Below are 14,153 nucleotides of genomic sequence, written 5' to 3' on the forward strand. Positions count from 1 at the left end.
TCGACGGATGGGCAACTCGTCGCGGTCAGAAGGCGGACAACCGGCACCCCACCGCTAGGATCCGGCGCAATGACAGACGAAGCGGTGACGATGGAGAAGGTCGTCGCGCTGTGCAAGCGGCGCGGCTTCATCTTCCCCTCCAGCGAGATCTACGGCGGGATCGGCTCGAGCTACGACTACGGGCATTACGGCGTGCTGCTCAAGAACAACGTGAAGGACCGCTGGTGGCACGCGCTGCTGCGCGAACGCGACGACGTGGTCGCGCTCGACTCGGCCATCATCCAGCACCCCCGGACCTGGGAGGCCAGCGGCCACATCGCCGGCTTCACAGACCCGCTGGTTGACTGCCGCACCTGCAAACTGCGCTTCCGTGCCGACAAGCTCGAGGACGCGCGCTGCGGCCGCAAGCCGTCGCTGCATCCGGGACAGGGTCCCGACTGCGACCTCACCGAGGCGCGCAACTTCAACCTGATGTTCAAGACCACGGTCGGCCCCGTCCAGGATGAGGGGGCGACGGTTTATCTGCGGCCGGAGACGGCCCAGGGGATCTTCCTGAACTTCCGTCACTACCTGCAGTTCGCCCGCAAGAAGCCGCCGTTTGGGATCGCCCAAGTCGGCAAGAGCTTTCGCAACGAGATCACACCCGGCAACTTCGTCTTTCGCATGCGCGAGTTCGAGCAGATGGAGATGGAGTTCTTCGTGCCACCGGACCAGGCGGATAGGTGGTACGAGTACTGGAAACAGGCCCGCTACGACTGGTACGTCAAGCTCGGCATCCGCCCCGACCATCTGCGGCTGCGCGCCCACGACGCCTCAGAGCTCTCGCACTACTCAAGCGCCACCAGTGACGTCGAGTACCTGTACCCGATCGGCTGGCAGGAGCTTGAGGGGATCGCCAACCGCGGCAACTTTGATCTCACCCAGCACGCCGAGTACTCACACCAGAACCTGGAGTACGTCGATACCGCCACGGGTGAGCGCTATTTCCCCTACGTGATCGAGCCGGCCGCCGGGGCTGACCGTGCGACGCTCGCGTTCCTCTGCGACGCCTACGACGAGGACGAGATCGACGGCGACACCCGGACGGTGCTGCGCCTGCACCCGCTGCTGGCGCCTGTGAAGGCAGCCGTGTTGCCGTTGGTCAAGAAGGACGGACAGCCGGAGCTTGCGCGCGAGGTGGTGGACCTGCTGCGCGAGCGCATGCAGGTCGAGTACGACGAGGGCGGCGCGATCGGCCGCCGCTACCGCCGGCAGGACGAGATCGGCACGCCCTGGTCGGTGACGATCGACCACCAGTCGCTCGATGACCGGACCGTCACCATCCGCGACCGGGACAGTCTCGCCCAGGAGCGGATCGCGATCGATGCTCTGGCCAGCGAGCTGGACCGGCGGCTGCGCGCTCCCTGGCGCTCGCCCAAGCCCTAGCGACGGCACCCGGCCGGCGTGACCTGACCCACGCCGGCCGGCCGTCAGACACCTACCAGCCGCCGCTCTTGCTGGTTGAGCTTGTCTTGCCCGCGGTCTTGGGCATCGGCTTGCCGCTGGCGGCAAACAGCTCCCAGGTACCGCCGAAGTTGACGATTCCCTCGCCCGAGGCTGTCCCGACGCTGTCTGCGGCGAAGGTGTAGAGCGGGTGGCCGTTCAACGTCACCTGGCTGATCTTGCCGTGATGCCAGACCCCCAGCCTGCCCTTCACGCCCTTGCCCGCCGTGAGCCTCTTGGCCTTGGTGGTCAGCGCCGGCCAGGCGGAGTGGCAGGTCGTGCTCGTGCACTTGGGGTGCGACGGGGTATCGCCGGTGAGCATGTAAACGGCCTTACCGGCCGCATCGACGAGCACCCAGCGCACCGTGGTGCCGGAGCCGGCAACCACGTGCACCTTCGCCAGCTTGACGGTCAGTGCGGGGCCGCTCGCCTTGCGCCCAGCCTTCCTGCGCGGCGCGTGATGCGCGGTCGCTGCTCCGGCACTCGGCACCGCCACCGCGGCCACGCCACCGCCGATCGCCGCAGCGGCGACAGCGGCCAGCGCGATCCTTGACTTCAACACTGTCGTTCCTCCTCGGTTATTTGCCGGTCGCTACCAAGGACGCCCGCGCACGGCCTTTCCTTCCCGCGCCCCGCGCACGGCCAGAAGCTTATGCTGGCGCGACATGCCAGACGAGCACCAACTGGACCCTGCTTCGCTCGGCGATCACATCGACCGCCTCTACCGAGCCGCCTGGAGCATGTGCGGCTCACGCGAGGAGGCCGAGGACCTCGTCCAGGAGACGTTCGCCAGAGTGCTCGTCAAGCCGCGCCTGGTGCGCAACTCCGATGACCTCGGCTACCTCTTGCGCGTCCTGCGCAACACGTTTGTGAGCGGCCGTCGCGCAGCGGCGCGCCGGCCGCTGACAACGCCGCTGCCAGATGACCTGAGCGCCATCGAGGACCGCTCCGCGCCTTCACCGGAGGCGAGCATCGAGGCGGGCGAGCTGTACGCGGCGATCGCCGCGCTGCCCGATCCCTTCCGCGACGCGCTCGTCGCCGTCGATGTGATGGGCCTCAGCTATCGCGAGGCCTCGCGCGCACTGCGCGTGCGCGAGGCCACGCTCACCACCCGCGTGCACCGGGCCCGAGGCCGCGTTGCGGACGCGCTCGGACTCTAGGCCTCTGCGCCGCTTGAGCGTCCGCGCGAGGCAAGCCGCCAGAGCTGGCGCGGACTCACATCAGCAGCCGACAGCAGGCACGTGTGACCGTGCTCGTTCCAAACGACGGTCGCCCGACCGTGCTGCCAGAGCGTGATGTGGCCTGTGCCACCCGCGGCAACCGCCGCCGGCAGCTCGGGCGCTGAGACGATCGAGTAGGCGATGCGGCGGCCGCGGGCGCTGTAGTAAACGGTGGTCGCGGTGCGGTCACCGAGCCTGTCACGGCGTTCACCGACGCTGCGCCAGCCACCGTAGGGCCGCCAGTTGGGAAAGCTGAGGCCGCCCACGCGGGCGTTGAGCCAGTAGGGTGAGCCGGGCACAGGGCTCGGCCCTGGCGCGTCTGGGGCGCGTTGCGCGAGCGTGGCCGCCTGCGCCAGCGATGGTGCTCCCGGGCCGCTCGCCGCGACCACGGCAACCGCGGCCAGCGCCGCGACGAGCGCCGTGCCGACACTGAGCCCCCCCAGCCGCGGCCGGCGCCGGCCGCGCACCGAGCTGCGTCCGGCGTCGAGTTGCGCGACGCGCTCGCGCAGACGCTGAGGAGCCCGCTCCTGGGCAGCGGCGGCGTGCAGGAGATCGCGAACCCGCGCCGCGCGCGCCAGCGTCGAGCTGTCAGGGGAGTGGTTGTCTTCGGGCATGTTCTGCTGATGTCCCGCCGGCGGTGCTGAGGCCGAGCTCGCTTACGCCCCAGGCGCAGGCTTCAGTTCTCAACAGAACAGGACGCCCACTGGCTGCAGATCCTTCCCAGCGGCGTGCTCAAGCACCGGCGCCGTTGCCATCGGTCCCCGACGGGGGCGTGTACTTGAACTCTTCCTCGGATCCGAAAAGCGCGTCGAGCACCTTGCTGCGCGCGCTCTCAGACGCTGCAAGTGTGGCCGCAGCGCCGAGGATCACGAGCGAGAAAAGCCTTGAGACTCGTCGCTTCTTGCGCTTTGGCTCCCGATCCGCCTTGCCTGTCGGCTTGGGCTCTGCCTTGGCTGAGCGTGACCGTCGTCTGAGCATTGGTTCTCCCCTCGGTAGTGGTCTCGGGCTCGGACTTCCGAGCATAGACGCCAGACAGCGCTCACAGGCGATAGTGCTGGAGTTCGCCGGCGAGCTCCAGCCGACCGGCGAAGCCGGTGCGCGCGGCCGTGAGCAGGGCGCGTGGATCGTGCAGGTCGGAGTAGTGGGTCAAAAGCAGCGTCCGGGCGCCCGCCGCCTGCGCGAGCTCCCCGGCCTCAGCCGCGGTCAGGTGGCCGCGAACGTGCTGACCGCGGTGCGGTCCCGGACCCTCGGTCGCCTCGAGCATGAGCATCGGCGTGTCACGAGACAGTTCGACGAGTGCTCCGTTTGGCCCGCAGTCGGCGCCAAAGGTGAGCCGTCCACCGTCGTCGGCACGGATGTCGCAGGCCCAAGCGCGCACGTAGTGGGGCACCTCGGCAAAGCTCACGGTCAACGGCCCGATCCGCAGCGGCAGGTTCGGGTCGTACTCGCGCACGGTAAACGCGTCGTCGATCTGCGAGCCCATGCCGAGCGCACGTGAGAAGTCGTTCAGTACGGCGGCCGCGCCGGGTGGAACCCACAGCGGCGGCCGTGCGGGGCTCGCCAGTCCAAGCCCGTGGGCGAGAGCAAAGCCCAGTGGCAGCAGGTCCATGGCATGGTCCGCGTGAGGATGGCTAAGCAGCACGGCATCGATCGAAGCCAGATCGGTGAACTGGCGCAACTTGGCGACCACGCCGCCGCCGCATTCGACCAACAGCTTGAAGGCGCCGTCGGCGACGAGATACCCGCTCTGAGCCCCGCCCGCATCCGGCATCGCCGGCGACTTGCCGACCACGGTCAATTCCATCCCCGGCGCAGGCTAGTCGATGCACCGGCAGGCGCGCCGCCAGCCACCGCCGAGCCGCGCCCCTCAGGCGTGCAGGACCAGTTGCTCGCTGGGCGGCGGGAACGACCATGCGACCTGCAGCTGGCGCTCCTTGCGGAAGGTCAGGCGCAGCTGGCTGGGTGGCCTGAGGCCCTCTGGCCGGTTGGGCCGGAAGGTCGCGCAGGGACTCGAGTCGCTGACTGCGCAGAGCATGTTCAGCCTGAAGAAACAGCCATCGCAGGACACTCGCCCGGCACGGGTACGACTTGCAGCCATAAACCAGACACCTCTTCTGTCGTGAACCTCGGCCCAGCGCCCCCCGGCGCTAAGACCCGTGTCATCAAAGCGCGTAAGCGGCGCTGGCGCCAGCACGAATTCCGGAAAACGCAAACACTTTCGTGAATACCGTTTTCCCTGCTATTTGCGGCTATTCGTTGACGTCCGAGGAGAAAGGGCCGCAGTTTCCGTAGCTTTCAGTCGGCGATGCGCATTCTCATCACCGGTATCACTGGCGCGATCGGCGGCGCGCTAGCACCCGAGCTGCTGCGCGAAGGGCACGAACTTCACGCCCTGACCAGAAATCCGCACAGTCCCTCGCTCGCGCAGCTCTCCGGCCCGATCCAGATCCACGCCGGCGACGCCGTCTCGGGCGCGGGCTTGGAAGCGGCGCTTGAGGGCGTGGACCTGGCGTATTACCTGATTCATTCGATGGAGCGCGCGCCCGCAATCGCCGGGCAGGACCAGAGCTTCCCTGCCCGCGAGCGCCGTGGCGCCGAGAACTTCGCTGCCGCCGCGGTGCGGGCCGGCGTACAGCGCGTCGTCTACCTCGGCGGGCTTATCCCGGACGGCCCTCTCTCCGACCACCTCGCGAGCAGGCTCGCGGTCGAACGGCTGCTGCTTGAAGCACTGCCTGAGTCGACAGCGCTACGGGCCTCAATCGTGATCGGACCGCGCTCGCGCTCCTTTCGGCTGCTGGTCCGGCTGGTGGAACGAATGCCAGTTCTGCTCATCCCAGACTGGGGCCGTTATCGCACGATGCCGGTTGACCAGCGTGATGTCGTGCAGACGCTGAGTGCATGTGTGCAGCCAAGCGCGACCGCCGGTCGCTCACTGGACCTGGTCGGGCCCGACCAGGTCACCTATCGCGAGTTGATCGAGCGTATCCGTGACGAGCTGCTGCTGGACCGCCCGGCCGTGAGCCTGCCGGGGGTAACACTGACGGCCATCGCTAGCAGACTGTCGGCCGCGATCGCCTCGGAGGATGCGGCGCTGATCGAGGCGCTGATGCAAGGGCTCACGACCGACCTGCTGCCAAGCCAGGACCTCGCCATGGACGTTCTGGGGTTACGACCACACAGACTCGATGCGGCGATCGAGCGGGCCCTGCGTGATTGGGAACTGACTGAGCCGCTCGGCGGACGCTAGTGTCAAGGGACCGGGCAACCGCTTGAGATGAACCCCGTCCACGTCGAGATCGAGATCGCTGCGCCACCGGAGCGCGTCTGGCGAACAGTCATGGACCCCAATCGGTTGGCCGACTGGGTAACGATCCATCGCTCGGTTAAGCTCAGATCCGAGGACCCGGCCAAGCGCGGCGCTCAGATGGACCAGGTTCTGCAGATCCTTGGGGTGCCATTCAAGGTGCACTGGACGCTCGAGGCCGTCGAGCCGCCACGACATGCGGAGTGGCACGGCCGCGGCCCGGCGCTGTCTCGGGCGCTCATCTCGTACGCCCTGACCCCCACGACCGACGGTGGTACTAGGTTTGAGTACATCAACGAGTTCCACCCTCCTGGAGGTCCGCTCGGCGGCGTCGCTTCACGCGTGCTGATCGGGCAGGTACCGGAGCGCGAAGCCTACGAGTCACTGCTGCGGCTCAAAGGTGTAATCGAAGCCTCGTGACGATCGGTTATGGTTACAGTGCCGACGCAACCGCGTCGTCACATGACTTAAAGGAGACCATATGGCCGGCTTCATCGATTCGGCTGTGCAAGACATAGACAACCGCCTGAAGGAACTCAAGGAAGAAGAGAGCCGCCTGCTCGCCGCCCGCGTGGCGCTGGTCGGCAGCTCGGCTCGCGTCGCCACCGCCAAGCCGGCACCCGCGCGCGCTGCAACAGGTGGCCCCCGCCGGCGTGCGGGCCGGGCCGCTGGCCGGCCGGGTCGCCCGCGCGGCCGACGCGCCGGAAACACGCGTGCGGCACAGGCGCTCGAGCTCGTGCGCAAGCAGCCGGGCGTGACTATTCCCGAGATCGCCACGACCATGGGAATCGAACCCAACTACCTGTATCGCGTCATGCCCAAGCTGATCAGCGAGGGCCTCATCACGCGCGAGGGCCAGGGCTGGCACCCAGCTGCGCAGAGCGGCGAGCAGGCGTAAGGGCAGGCAGCGCCGTAGCAGCTGACGTAGATGGCCCGCGTGCACTCACTCGCGCACGCGGCGCGCATCTGTCAAACACCCGGTTGCGGGCGGCGTGAGAGCCTCACACGCCGCCCGCGAAACCGAGCTCACCGCAGGCTGCGGTTCTGAGGTCGGCTCAGATCAGCCCCAATTCGCGTACGGCATCACGCTCGCCGGCGAGCTCCCGCACCGTCGCATCGATTCGCTCGCGCGAGAAATCACTGACCTCCAGGCCCGTGACAATCTCGTACTCACCGTCCTTACAGGTCACTGGAAAGCTCGAGATCAGCCCCTCCTCGACACCGTAGGAGCCGTCCGAGGGGACCGACATCGATACCCAGTCGCCCGCAGGCGTGCCCAGCAGCCAGTCGTGAACATGATCGATCGCGGCGTTAGCAGCCGACGCCGCGCTTGACGCACCACGCGCGTCGATGATCGCAGCGCCGCGCTTCTGCACCGTGGGAATGAAATCGCTCTCGATCCACCCCTGATCGGACACCCGCTCGACAGCGCTCGCGCCAGCGATCTTGGCGTGGTAGATGTCCGGGTACTGTGTCGCCGAGTGGTTGCCCCAGATCGTGACATTCGTCACATCAGCGACAGCAGCGCCTGTACGTTTGGCGAGCTGCGCGATCGCGCGGTTGTGATCCAGGCGGGTCATTGCGGTGAACCGTCGCGCCGGGATGTCGGGGGCATGGTGCTGGGCGATCAGCGCGTTGGTGTTGGCTGGATTACCGACCACCAGCACCCTGATGTCAGATGCGGCATGCGCGTTCAGTGCGGCACCCTGCGGCCCGAAGATGCCGCCGTTGGCCTCGAGCAGGTCGCTGCGCTCCATGCCGGCACTGCGCGGACGGGCCCCGACCAGCAGCGCCACGCTGGCGTTGTCAAAGGCGCGGTTGGGATCGTCGCTGATCTCGATCCCGGCAAGCAGCGGGAAGGCGCAGTCGTCAAGCTCCATCGCCGTGCCCTCAGCAGCGCGTACCGCCGCCGGCACCTCGAGCAGGGACAGGATCACTGGTGTCTGCGAACCCAGCAGTGCCCCGCTCGCGATGCGGAACACAAGCGCGTAGCCGATCTGCCCGGCGGCGCCGGTTACGGCAACCTTGACTGGTGTCTTACTCATCTTCTCTCCAAGTGTCGTGATGGCCTAGAAGCTTCACCTCAGCCTACGCCAACTCGATGCCGTACACGTCGCCGAGCTTGCCGCGCAGGTAGCGCACGAACGGCGCGACCTGCAATGGCGCACCGACCAGACGCGAGAGCAGTTCCGCGTCGCTGAAGGCCGAGCCGTGCCTGTAGATGTGCTCGGTCGGCCACTCGCGCAGCGGCCTCAGATCGTGCCGGCGCAACTGAGCGTCCAGGTCCGGCAGAGCAGCGGCGATGCGCTCCCAGAGCTGGCCGGCGATCAGGTTGCCGATCGCGTATGAGGGGAAATAGCCGATCAACCCCTCGCTCCAGTGAACATCCTGCATAACGCCTTGGACATCCGAGCGCACCGTTACGCCGAGGTAGTCACGCATCCGGCTGTTCCAGGCCTCTGGCAGGTCGCTCACCTCCAACTCGCCGCTCATCAGCGCCCGCTCGAGCTCGTGACGCAGGACCACGTGCAGACCGTAGGTCGTCTCGTCGGCCTCGATGCGGATCAGCGAAGGTTGCACCGCGTTCACCGCACGAAACAGGCTGGCACCGTCGAGGCCATCCAGTGCGCCCTCGGAGTGGCCCGCCAGGACTGGCGCGAGCGCATCGCAGAACGCGCGGCTGCGACCGACCATGTTCTCCCAAAGACGACTCTGTGACTCGTTCATCGCCAGCGAGTAGATCTGGCCCAGCGGCGTGCGCTCGAGCTCGGGAGCGATGCCGGCCTCGTAGAGCCCGTGACCGCATTCATGCATCGCCCCATAGAGCGCCCCCGGGAAGTAGTCGGCCTCAAAGCGGGTCGTCAGCCGGATGTCGCTCACCGAGAAGCTCGTCTGAAAAGGGTGAGCGGTGTCGTCGAGCCTCCAGCTTGAGGCATCGAAGCCCAGCCAACCGAGCACCTCGGCGACGAGACCGCGTTGCGCGGCGATGCTGTAGCGAGCCCGCTGTACGGCGGTGTCGATCGGCCGGCCCGCGAGCGCGTCGACGAGCGGTACAAGCTCGCCGCGCAGCTCGTCGAACAGCACGCTGACGGTCGCGTCGGTCATGCCAGGCATGTAGTCGTCGAGCACCGCGTCGTAGAGGTCCGCCTGCGCGTCAAAGCAGCTCGCATACTCGCGTGCCAGATCAAAGTTCCGCTCAAGCGCCGGCGCGTAGGCGGAGAAGTCATCCGCGGCCCGTGCGGCGAGCCACGCGCGGTAGCCATCTGCGGCGGCCTGCGCCCGCGCTTTGACGAGTTCCGCGGGTACATGCGCGCCCTTGTCGTAGAGGCGGCGCGCCTGAGCCACCAGGCGCACGGTGAGCGAGTCGGCAGGTAGCCCGAGGCCGGTCAGCTCCTGCTCGGCGGCGGCGATCAGCTCACCGGTCTCGGCCGCGACGAAGCGCTCATGCGTGATGTTGGCGAGCGTGGCGAGCTGGCGCGCACGGGCCGGAGCGCCGCGTGGCGGCATCATGGTGCTCTGCTCCCAGTTCAGGACTTGACGGATGCGCTCCAGGTCCGAGATCTCGGCCAGACGCTCCCGGAGCTGCTCTGTCGCGTGCTGCATCAGACACCTTTCAGTAGAGGAGACCGGCCTATGCCACCATTGCAGCATGTTCCGCGGGACCAGATCGCTTCGCCTGATGACCGTCTCGGGCATCCGCATCGGCGTCGACATGACCTGGTTCGTCATGCTGTTCTTGCTGATCTTCCTGCTCTCGGGCTCATTTCAGAGCACGCTGCGCTCCTCCAGCACCGTCGCCTACATGACCACCGTCGCGACGGTGCTGCTGTTCTACGGCTCACTGATCGTGCACGAGCTCGGCCATGCGCTCGCCGCCCGGCGCGAGGGGATCGCGGTGCAGCGGATCGAGCTCTTCCTGTTCGGCGGCACCACCTTCATGAGCCGCGACTCGCAGACGCCGGGCGAGGAGTTCCGCATCGCCGCCGCAGGTCCGCTCGGCACGCTGCTGTTCGTGCTGGTCTGCCTTGGCCTTGACCTGGCACTCGTTGGCAGCCACCGACTGCTGGACGCGATCTTGCTGAACGGCAACATCCAGATCACACCGGTCCTCCTGGCGCTGAGCTGGCTGCTGGCGATGAACGTCCTGATCCTGATCTTCAACCTGGTTCCTGCCTACCCCCTGGACGGCGGCCGCATCGCCCGCGCCGTGGTCTGGCGGGTCACCGGCGACAAGCTGCGAGGCACCCGCATGGCAGCGCGTCTGGGCGAGGGCTTCGGCGTGCTGCTCGGCGGCCTGGGCCTCTTCCTCACGCTCAACAGCGGCAGCTTCGTGGGCATCTGGCTGATGTTCCTGGCGTTCATGCTCTGGCAGTCAGCGCGTGTGGCGCTCGCCGGCACGGCCCAGGTCAGCCGGGTCAGTGGCGTGCGCGTATCCGACGTAATGGACCACGAGCCGGTTGTCGTACACGGCACGAGCACCGTCGAGCAGGCCTACGATGAGGTGTTCCTGCGCTACCAACGCGACTGGCTGCCGGTGATCGACGGCGACGGGCACTTCATTGGGATCGCCCGGCGCAACCGCGCCGACGAGCTGGTGAGGGCCGGAGAGGGCGAGGCGACGGTGGGATCGATACTCGAGCCCGGCAGCGAACGCCTGGCGATCGGCGAGGATCGCCCGCTGACCGAGGTACTCGCACTCGACTCGCTGGGGCGCCTGGGCGCGGTGATCGCCACCGACGCCGATGACACGCTCACCGGCGTGCTCACGCTCGATCAGGTGCGCAGGGTCATGCAGACGTTGACGGCCGCGCCGGCCGCTCGCTAGGCCCGCCGTGGGGCGGTGAGGGCCCGGCACCTGCCGCTGCCCCCCAAACCTCTGGGCGGCGACGAGCTTTGTGCATCCTGCGCGCTCCAGTCACCCCAGATGCACAATTTGCCGGCAGGCGCGAAGCATTGGGGCCGCGCGGCGGTCACGGCCGCGCCACACACACCGCGCGGCGCTCACGGCCGCCCCACACACACCGCGCGGCGGTCACGGCCGCGCCACACACACCGCCGGGCGGTCACAGCGTCCGGCCCGCGGAGGCCCGCGCCGGGCAAGCCGGCCCGCGAGAGCGGTGCTCGCTGGCCCTACAGCGCCGCGGTGGGCGCGCGGCGCCCGCTGCCGGCCTCGGCCAGCAGCAGCTCGGCGATCTGCACGGCGTTGGTTGCCGCGCCCTTGCGCAGGTTGTCAGCCACCACGAACATCGCCAGCCCGTTGGGGTGCGTTCGGTCCAAGCGCAGGCGCCCGACAAAGACCTCATCTCGGCCCTCGCTGCGCAGCGGCGAGGGCACATCCTCAAGGATCACGCCGGGCGCCGCGGCCAACAGCTCGCGGGCGCGCTCCAGTGGCAGGTGCGCACGGGTCTCGATGTTGACGGCCTCCGAATGGCCGATACGCACCGGCACGCGCACGCAGGTGACGGCCACCGCGATCTGCTCGTCCTCGAGGATCTTGCAGGTCTCGAACATCATCTTGCGCTCCTCGTCGGTGTGGTCGTCACCGTCGGCGAAGCTGCCGGCGGCGCCGATCACGTTGAACGCAATCTGCTCCGGATAGATCTGCGGGGCCGGGGCCGGCTCGCCCTCCAGTGAGGCGCGCGCCTGCGCGTCGAGCTCATCGAGCGCGCGCTGGCCGGTACCCGAAACCGACTGGTAGGTGGAGACGATCAGGCGCGCGATCCCGGCCTCGCGGTGAATCGGCGCGAGCGCCACCATCAGCTGCATCGTGGAGCAGTTCGGGTTGGCGATCAGCCTCGGCCGATCCTCCTCGCCGAGGTGCAGCGCATGCGGGTTGACCTCCGCCACGACCAGAGGCACCTCCGGGTCACGGCGAAACGCCGAGGAGTTGTCGATCACCGTGGCGCCCGCCTGCACAAAGCGTGGCGCCCACACCCTGGAGGTGCCGGCGCCCGCCGAGAACAGCGCGATGTCGATCCCGGACAGGTCGGCGTGCTCATCGAGCGCGCGCACGGTGCGGCCATCGATCACGCGGCCCGCCGAACGCTCGCTGGCGAACAGCACGATCTCGCTCTCCCGATCCAGCCCGCGCTCAGCCAGGCAGCGCAGCATCACCGTGCCCACGGCGCCGGTGGCACCGACCACGGCGATCCGCCGGACGGCGCTCATCGCGGCTCGCCCCCGAGGCCACCCTCGGCCCGAATGTCACCCTCACCCAGGCCGAAGGCGTCGTGCAGCGCGCGCACCGCGCGTGTCACGGAGGCTGCGCGGATCAGGCAGGTGATCTTGATCGGCGAGGTGTTGATCAGCTCGATGTTGATCTCCTCGTCGGCCAGCACGCGGAAGACCTTGGCGGCCACGCCCGGATGCGAGCGCATGCCAGCCCCGATGATCGAAACCTTGCCGACCTCTGGATCGTTCTCCAGGCGCGCCCCGGGAAAGCCGGCGATGACACCGGCCAGCGCTGCCTCCGCGCCGCGCAGATCATCGGTGGCGCAGGTGAACGAGACCTCTGCGTCAAAGCCGTCGGTGCGGGGCTCATTCTGCACGATCGTGTCCACGTTGACGTTGGCAGCAGCCAGCGCCTCGAAGATCTCCGCAGCGGCACCGGGGCGGTCGGGCACGCCGACAACCGTGATCCGAGCCTCCTCGGTGGAGTGCGTCACAGCGGTGATCAGCGGGTGCTCCATCGTCTCTTCTTCTCCAATCACAACGGTACCGGGACCATCCTCAAAACTTGAGCGGCAGTGGATCCTGACGCCGTGCGTGCGCGCGTACTCGACCGAGCGCAGCTGCAGCACCTTGGCGCCGGAGGCGGCCATCTCGAGCATCTCCTCGAAGCTGACCAGCGGCAGCTTGCGGGCGTTGGGCACGAGCCTCGGGTCGGCGCTGAACACACCGCTGACATCGGTGTAGATCTCGCACACCTCCGCCCCGAGCGCGGCTGCGACGGCAACCGCGGTGGTGTCGGAGCCGCCACGACCGAGCGTCGTCACATCGCGGCTGGTCGAGACACCCTGAAAGCCGGCGACAAGCACGATCATGTCCTCGTCCAGCGCCTGCACGATGCGATCCGCGCGCACGTCCAGGATGCGCGCCTTGGTGTGCGAGGTGTCGGTCACGATCCCCGCCTGCGAACCGGTCAGGCTGATCGCCCGGTGGCCGAGGTCGTTGATCGCCATCGCACACAGCGCGCAGGAGATCCGCTCGCCGGTGGAGAGCAGCATGTCCAGCTCCCGCGGGTCCGGGTTGGCAGAGACCTCCTCCGCGGCCCGGATCAGCTCGTCGGTCGTATGACCGCGCGCCGACAACACCGCGACCACGCGCTTTCCTGACTCGCGCTGGGCGACGATCCGGCGGGCCGCAAGCTTGATCCGCTCGGCGTCGGCCACCGAGGTGCCGCCGAACTTCATCACGATCGTCGGTTGGCCAAGCATCAACTGGCAGATTAGGAGGTTCGCGGCCCGCTGGCCGCGAACCCTGGCGCCGGCTGCTGGCGCGACACGGTCTAGAGCGCCCGGCGGCCGGAGAACGCGCGGCCGAGCGTGAGCTCGTCGGCGTACTCGAGGTCGGAGCCAACCGGCAGGCCCGAGGCCAGCCGCGTCACCGCCGTCGCGGGCGCGAGCTGGCGGATGCCGGCGGCGATGTGCAACGCCGTCGCCTCCCCGGTGGTTGTCGGGTTGGTGGCGATCACCACCTCACGGACCTCGCCATCGCGCAGACGCGCGTAGAGCTGCTCGATCCGCAGATCCTCCGGGTCGATCCCGTCGATCGGCGAAAGCGCCCCACCGAGCACGTGGTAGCGGCCGCGAAACTCGTGGGTGCGCTCGATCGAGATCACATCGACCGGCTCCTCAACCACGCAGATCACGTCACCTTCACGGCGCTCGTCGGCGCAGATCCGGCAGCGCGGCCCCTCGGCGAGGTTGAAGCAGATCTCGCAGAAACCAATCCGCGACTTGACCTCACGGATCGCGTCGGCGAGCGCCAGCGCGTCCTCCTCGCTGGCGCGCAGCAGGTGGAAGGCGAGCCGCTGAGCGGTGCGTCCGCCGACGCCGGGCAGCTTTGACAGCTCGGCGATCAGCCGTTGCAGTGCAGGTGCGTAGGTGTTCACCGCGCTCAGCCGCCGCTTCCTGGCTCGCCGGCTC

General features: G+C 68.2%; 16 protein-coding genes. 6 read left to right on the forward strand and 10 right to left on the reverse strand.

The annotated features are described in order from the left end of the window. The first annotated feature begins 69 nt into the window (after positions 1-69). Entirely contained in the window at positions 70-1,425 is a 1,356-nt protein-coding gene (locus M3M54_RS06790) for a glycine--tRNA ligase (RefSeq protein ID WP_249021423.1), read from the forward strand. Between the two features lie 52 nt (positions 1,426-1,477). Here M3M54_RS06790 and M3M54_RS06795 read toward each other — a convergent pair whose 3' ends face one another. Beyond that, entirely contained in the window at positions 1,478-2,041 is a 564-nt protein-coding gene (locus tag M3M54_RS06795; RefSeq protein WP_249021424.1) for a hypothetical protein, read from the reverse strand. Between the two features lie 106 nt (positions 2,042-2,147). On the opposite strand from M3M54_RS06795, the gene M3M54_RS06800 reads away from it, so the two are divergent. Then, positions 2,148-2,642 carry an RNA polymerase sigma factor gene (locus M3M54_RS06800; RefSeq protein WP_249021425.1) on the forward strand — a complete coding sequence of 165 codons (495 nt, stop codon included), beginning with the start codon at positions 2,148-2,150 and terminating at the stop codon, positions 2,640-2,642. On the opposite strand, the gene M3M54_RS06805 is transcribed toward M3M54_RS06800, so the two are convergent. From M3M54_RS06805 to M3M54_RS06820, 4 genes are all read right to left on the reverse strand, one after another. Continuing rightward, on the reverse strand, positions 2,639-3,316 hold the full coding sequence (locus M3M54_RS06805) for a hypothetical protein (protein WP_249021426.1): 678 nt from the start codon (positions 3,314-3,316) through the stop codon (positions 2,639-2,641). The genes M3M54_RS06800 and M3M54_RS06805 overlap by 4 nt on opposite strands. A gap of 118 nt (positions 3,317-3,434) precedes the next feature. Then, complete coding sequence (locus M3M54_RS06810; protein ID WP_249021427.1) at positions 3,435-3,680, reverse strand: hypothetical protein; 246 nt, start codon at positions 3,678-3,680, stop codon at positions 3,435-3,437. A gap of 61 nt (positions 3,681-3,741) precedes the next feature. Next, a complete protein-coding gene (locus M3M54_RS06815; protein ID WP_249021428.1) occupies positions 3,742-4,506 on the reverse strand; it encodes an MBL fold metallo-hydrolase in 765 nt (254 codons plus the stop codon). A 63-nt stretch (positions 4,507-4,569) separates the two neighbouring features. Continuing rightward, positions 4,570-4,800 (reverse strand): hypothetical protein, encoded by a 231-nt coding sequence (locus tag M3M54_RS06820; RefSeq protein WP_249021429.1) that lies wholly within the window; start codon positions 4,798-4,800, stop codon positions 4,570-4,572. Positions 4,801-5,007: 207 nt separating this feature from the next. On the opposite strand from M3M54_RS06820, the gene M3M54_RS06825 reads away from it, so the two are divergent. From M3M54_RS06825 to M3M54_RS06835, 3 genes are all read left to right on the forward strand, one after another. After that, the gene (locus M3M54_RS06825; protein ID WP_249021430.1) at positions 5,008-5,949 is read left to right on the forward strand and encodes an NmrA family NAD(P)-binding protein; all 942 of its coding nucleotides are present in this window, start codon (positions 5,008-5,010) and stop codon (positions 5,947-5,949) included. A gap of 27 nt (positions 5,950-5,976) precedes the next feature. Further along, positions 5,977-6,426 carry an SRPBCC family protein gene (locus tag M3M54_RS06830; RefSeq protein ID WP_249021431.1) on the forward strand — a complete coding sequence of 150 codons (450 nt, stop codon included), beginning with the start codon at positions 5,977-5,979 and terminating at the stop codon, positions 6,424-6,426. A 61-nt stretch (positions 6,427-6,487) separates the two neighbouring features. After that, entirely contained in the window at positions 6,488-6,904 is a 417-nt protein-coding gene (locus tag M3M54_RS06835) for a winged helix-turn-helix transcriptional regulator (RefSeq protein WP_249021432.1), read from the forward strand. 157 nt (positions 6,905-7,061) lie between these two features. On the opposite strand, the gene M3M54_RS06840 is transcribed toward M3M54_RS06835, so the two are convergent. Both M3M54_RS06840 and M3M54_RS06845 read right to left on the reverse strand, forming a co-directional pair. Further along, positions 7,062-8,051 (reverse strand): malate dehydrogenase, encoded by a 990-nt coding sequence (locus tag M3M54_RS06840; protein ID WP_249021433.1) that lies wholly within the window; start codon positions 8,049-8,051, stop codon positions 7,062-7,064. A gap of 43 nt (positions 8,052-8,094) precedes the next feature. Next, positions 8,095-9,609 carry a carboxypeptidase M32 gene (locus tag M3M54_RS06845; RefSeq protein WP_249021434.1) on the reverse strand — a complete coding sequence of 505 codons (1,515 nt, stop codon included), beginning with the start codon at positions 9,607-9,609 and terminating at the stop codon, positions 8,095-8,097. 76 nt (positions 9,610-9,685) lie between these two features. Here M3M54_RS06845 and M3M54_RS06850 point away from each other — a divergent pair, with 76 nt between their 5' ends. Further along, positions 9,686-10,831: a M50 family metallopeptidase gene (locus tag M3M54_RS06850; RefSeq protein ID WP_249021435.1), complete on the forward strand. Its 1,146-nt coding sequence runs from the start codon at positions 9,686-9,688 to the stop codon at positions 10,829-10,831. Between the two features lie 305 nt (positions 10,832-11,136). Here the strand turns inward: M3M54_RS06850 and M3M54_RS06855 are convergent, their stop codons facing one another. From M3M54_RS06855 to recR, 3 genes are all read right to left on the reverse strand, one after another. Then, positions 11,137-12,174, reverse strand: coding sequence for an aspartate-semialdehyde dehydrogenase (locus tag M3M54_RS06855; protein WP_249021436.1), 1,038 nt, complete (start codon positions 12,172-12,174; stop codon positions 11,137-11,139). After that, on the reverse strand, positions 12,171-13,442 hold the full coding sequence (locus tag M3M54_RS06860) for an aspartate kinase (RefSeq protein ID WP_249021437.1): 1,272 nt from the start codon (positions 13,440-13,442) through the stop codon (positions 12,171-12,173). Before M3M54_RS06860 ends, M3M54_RS06855 begins: the two co-directional genes overlap by 4 nt. Before the next feature lie 71 nt (positions 13,443-13,513). After that, positions 13,514-14,119 carry a recombination mediator RecR gene (recR, locus tag M3M54_RS06865; RefSeq protein WP_249021438.1) on the reverse strand — a complete coding sequence of 202 codons (606 nt, stop codon included), beginning with the start codon at positions 14,117-14,119 and terminating at the stop codon, positions 13,514-13,516. Positions 14,120-14,153: the final 34 nt, after the last annotated feature.

The sequence above is a fragment of the Conexibacter sp. S30A1 genome (assembly GCF_023330665.1).
GTDB lineage: Bacteria > Actinomycetota > Thermoleophilia > Solirubrobacterales > Solirubrobacteraceae > Palsa-465.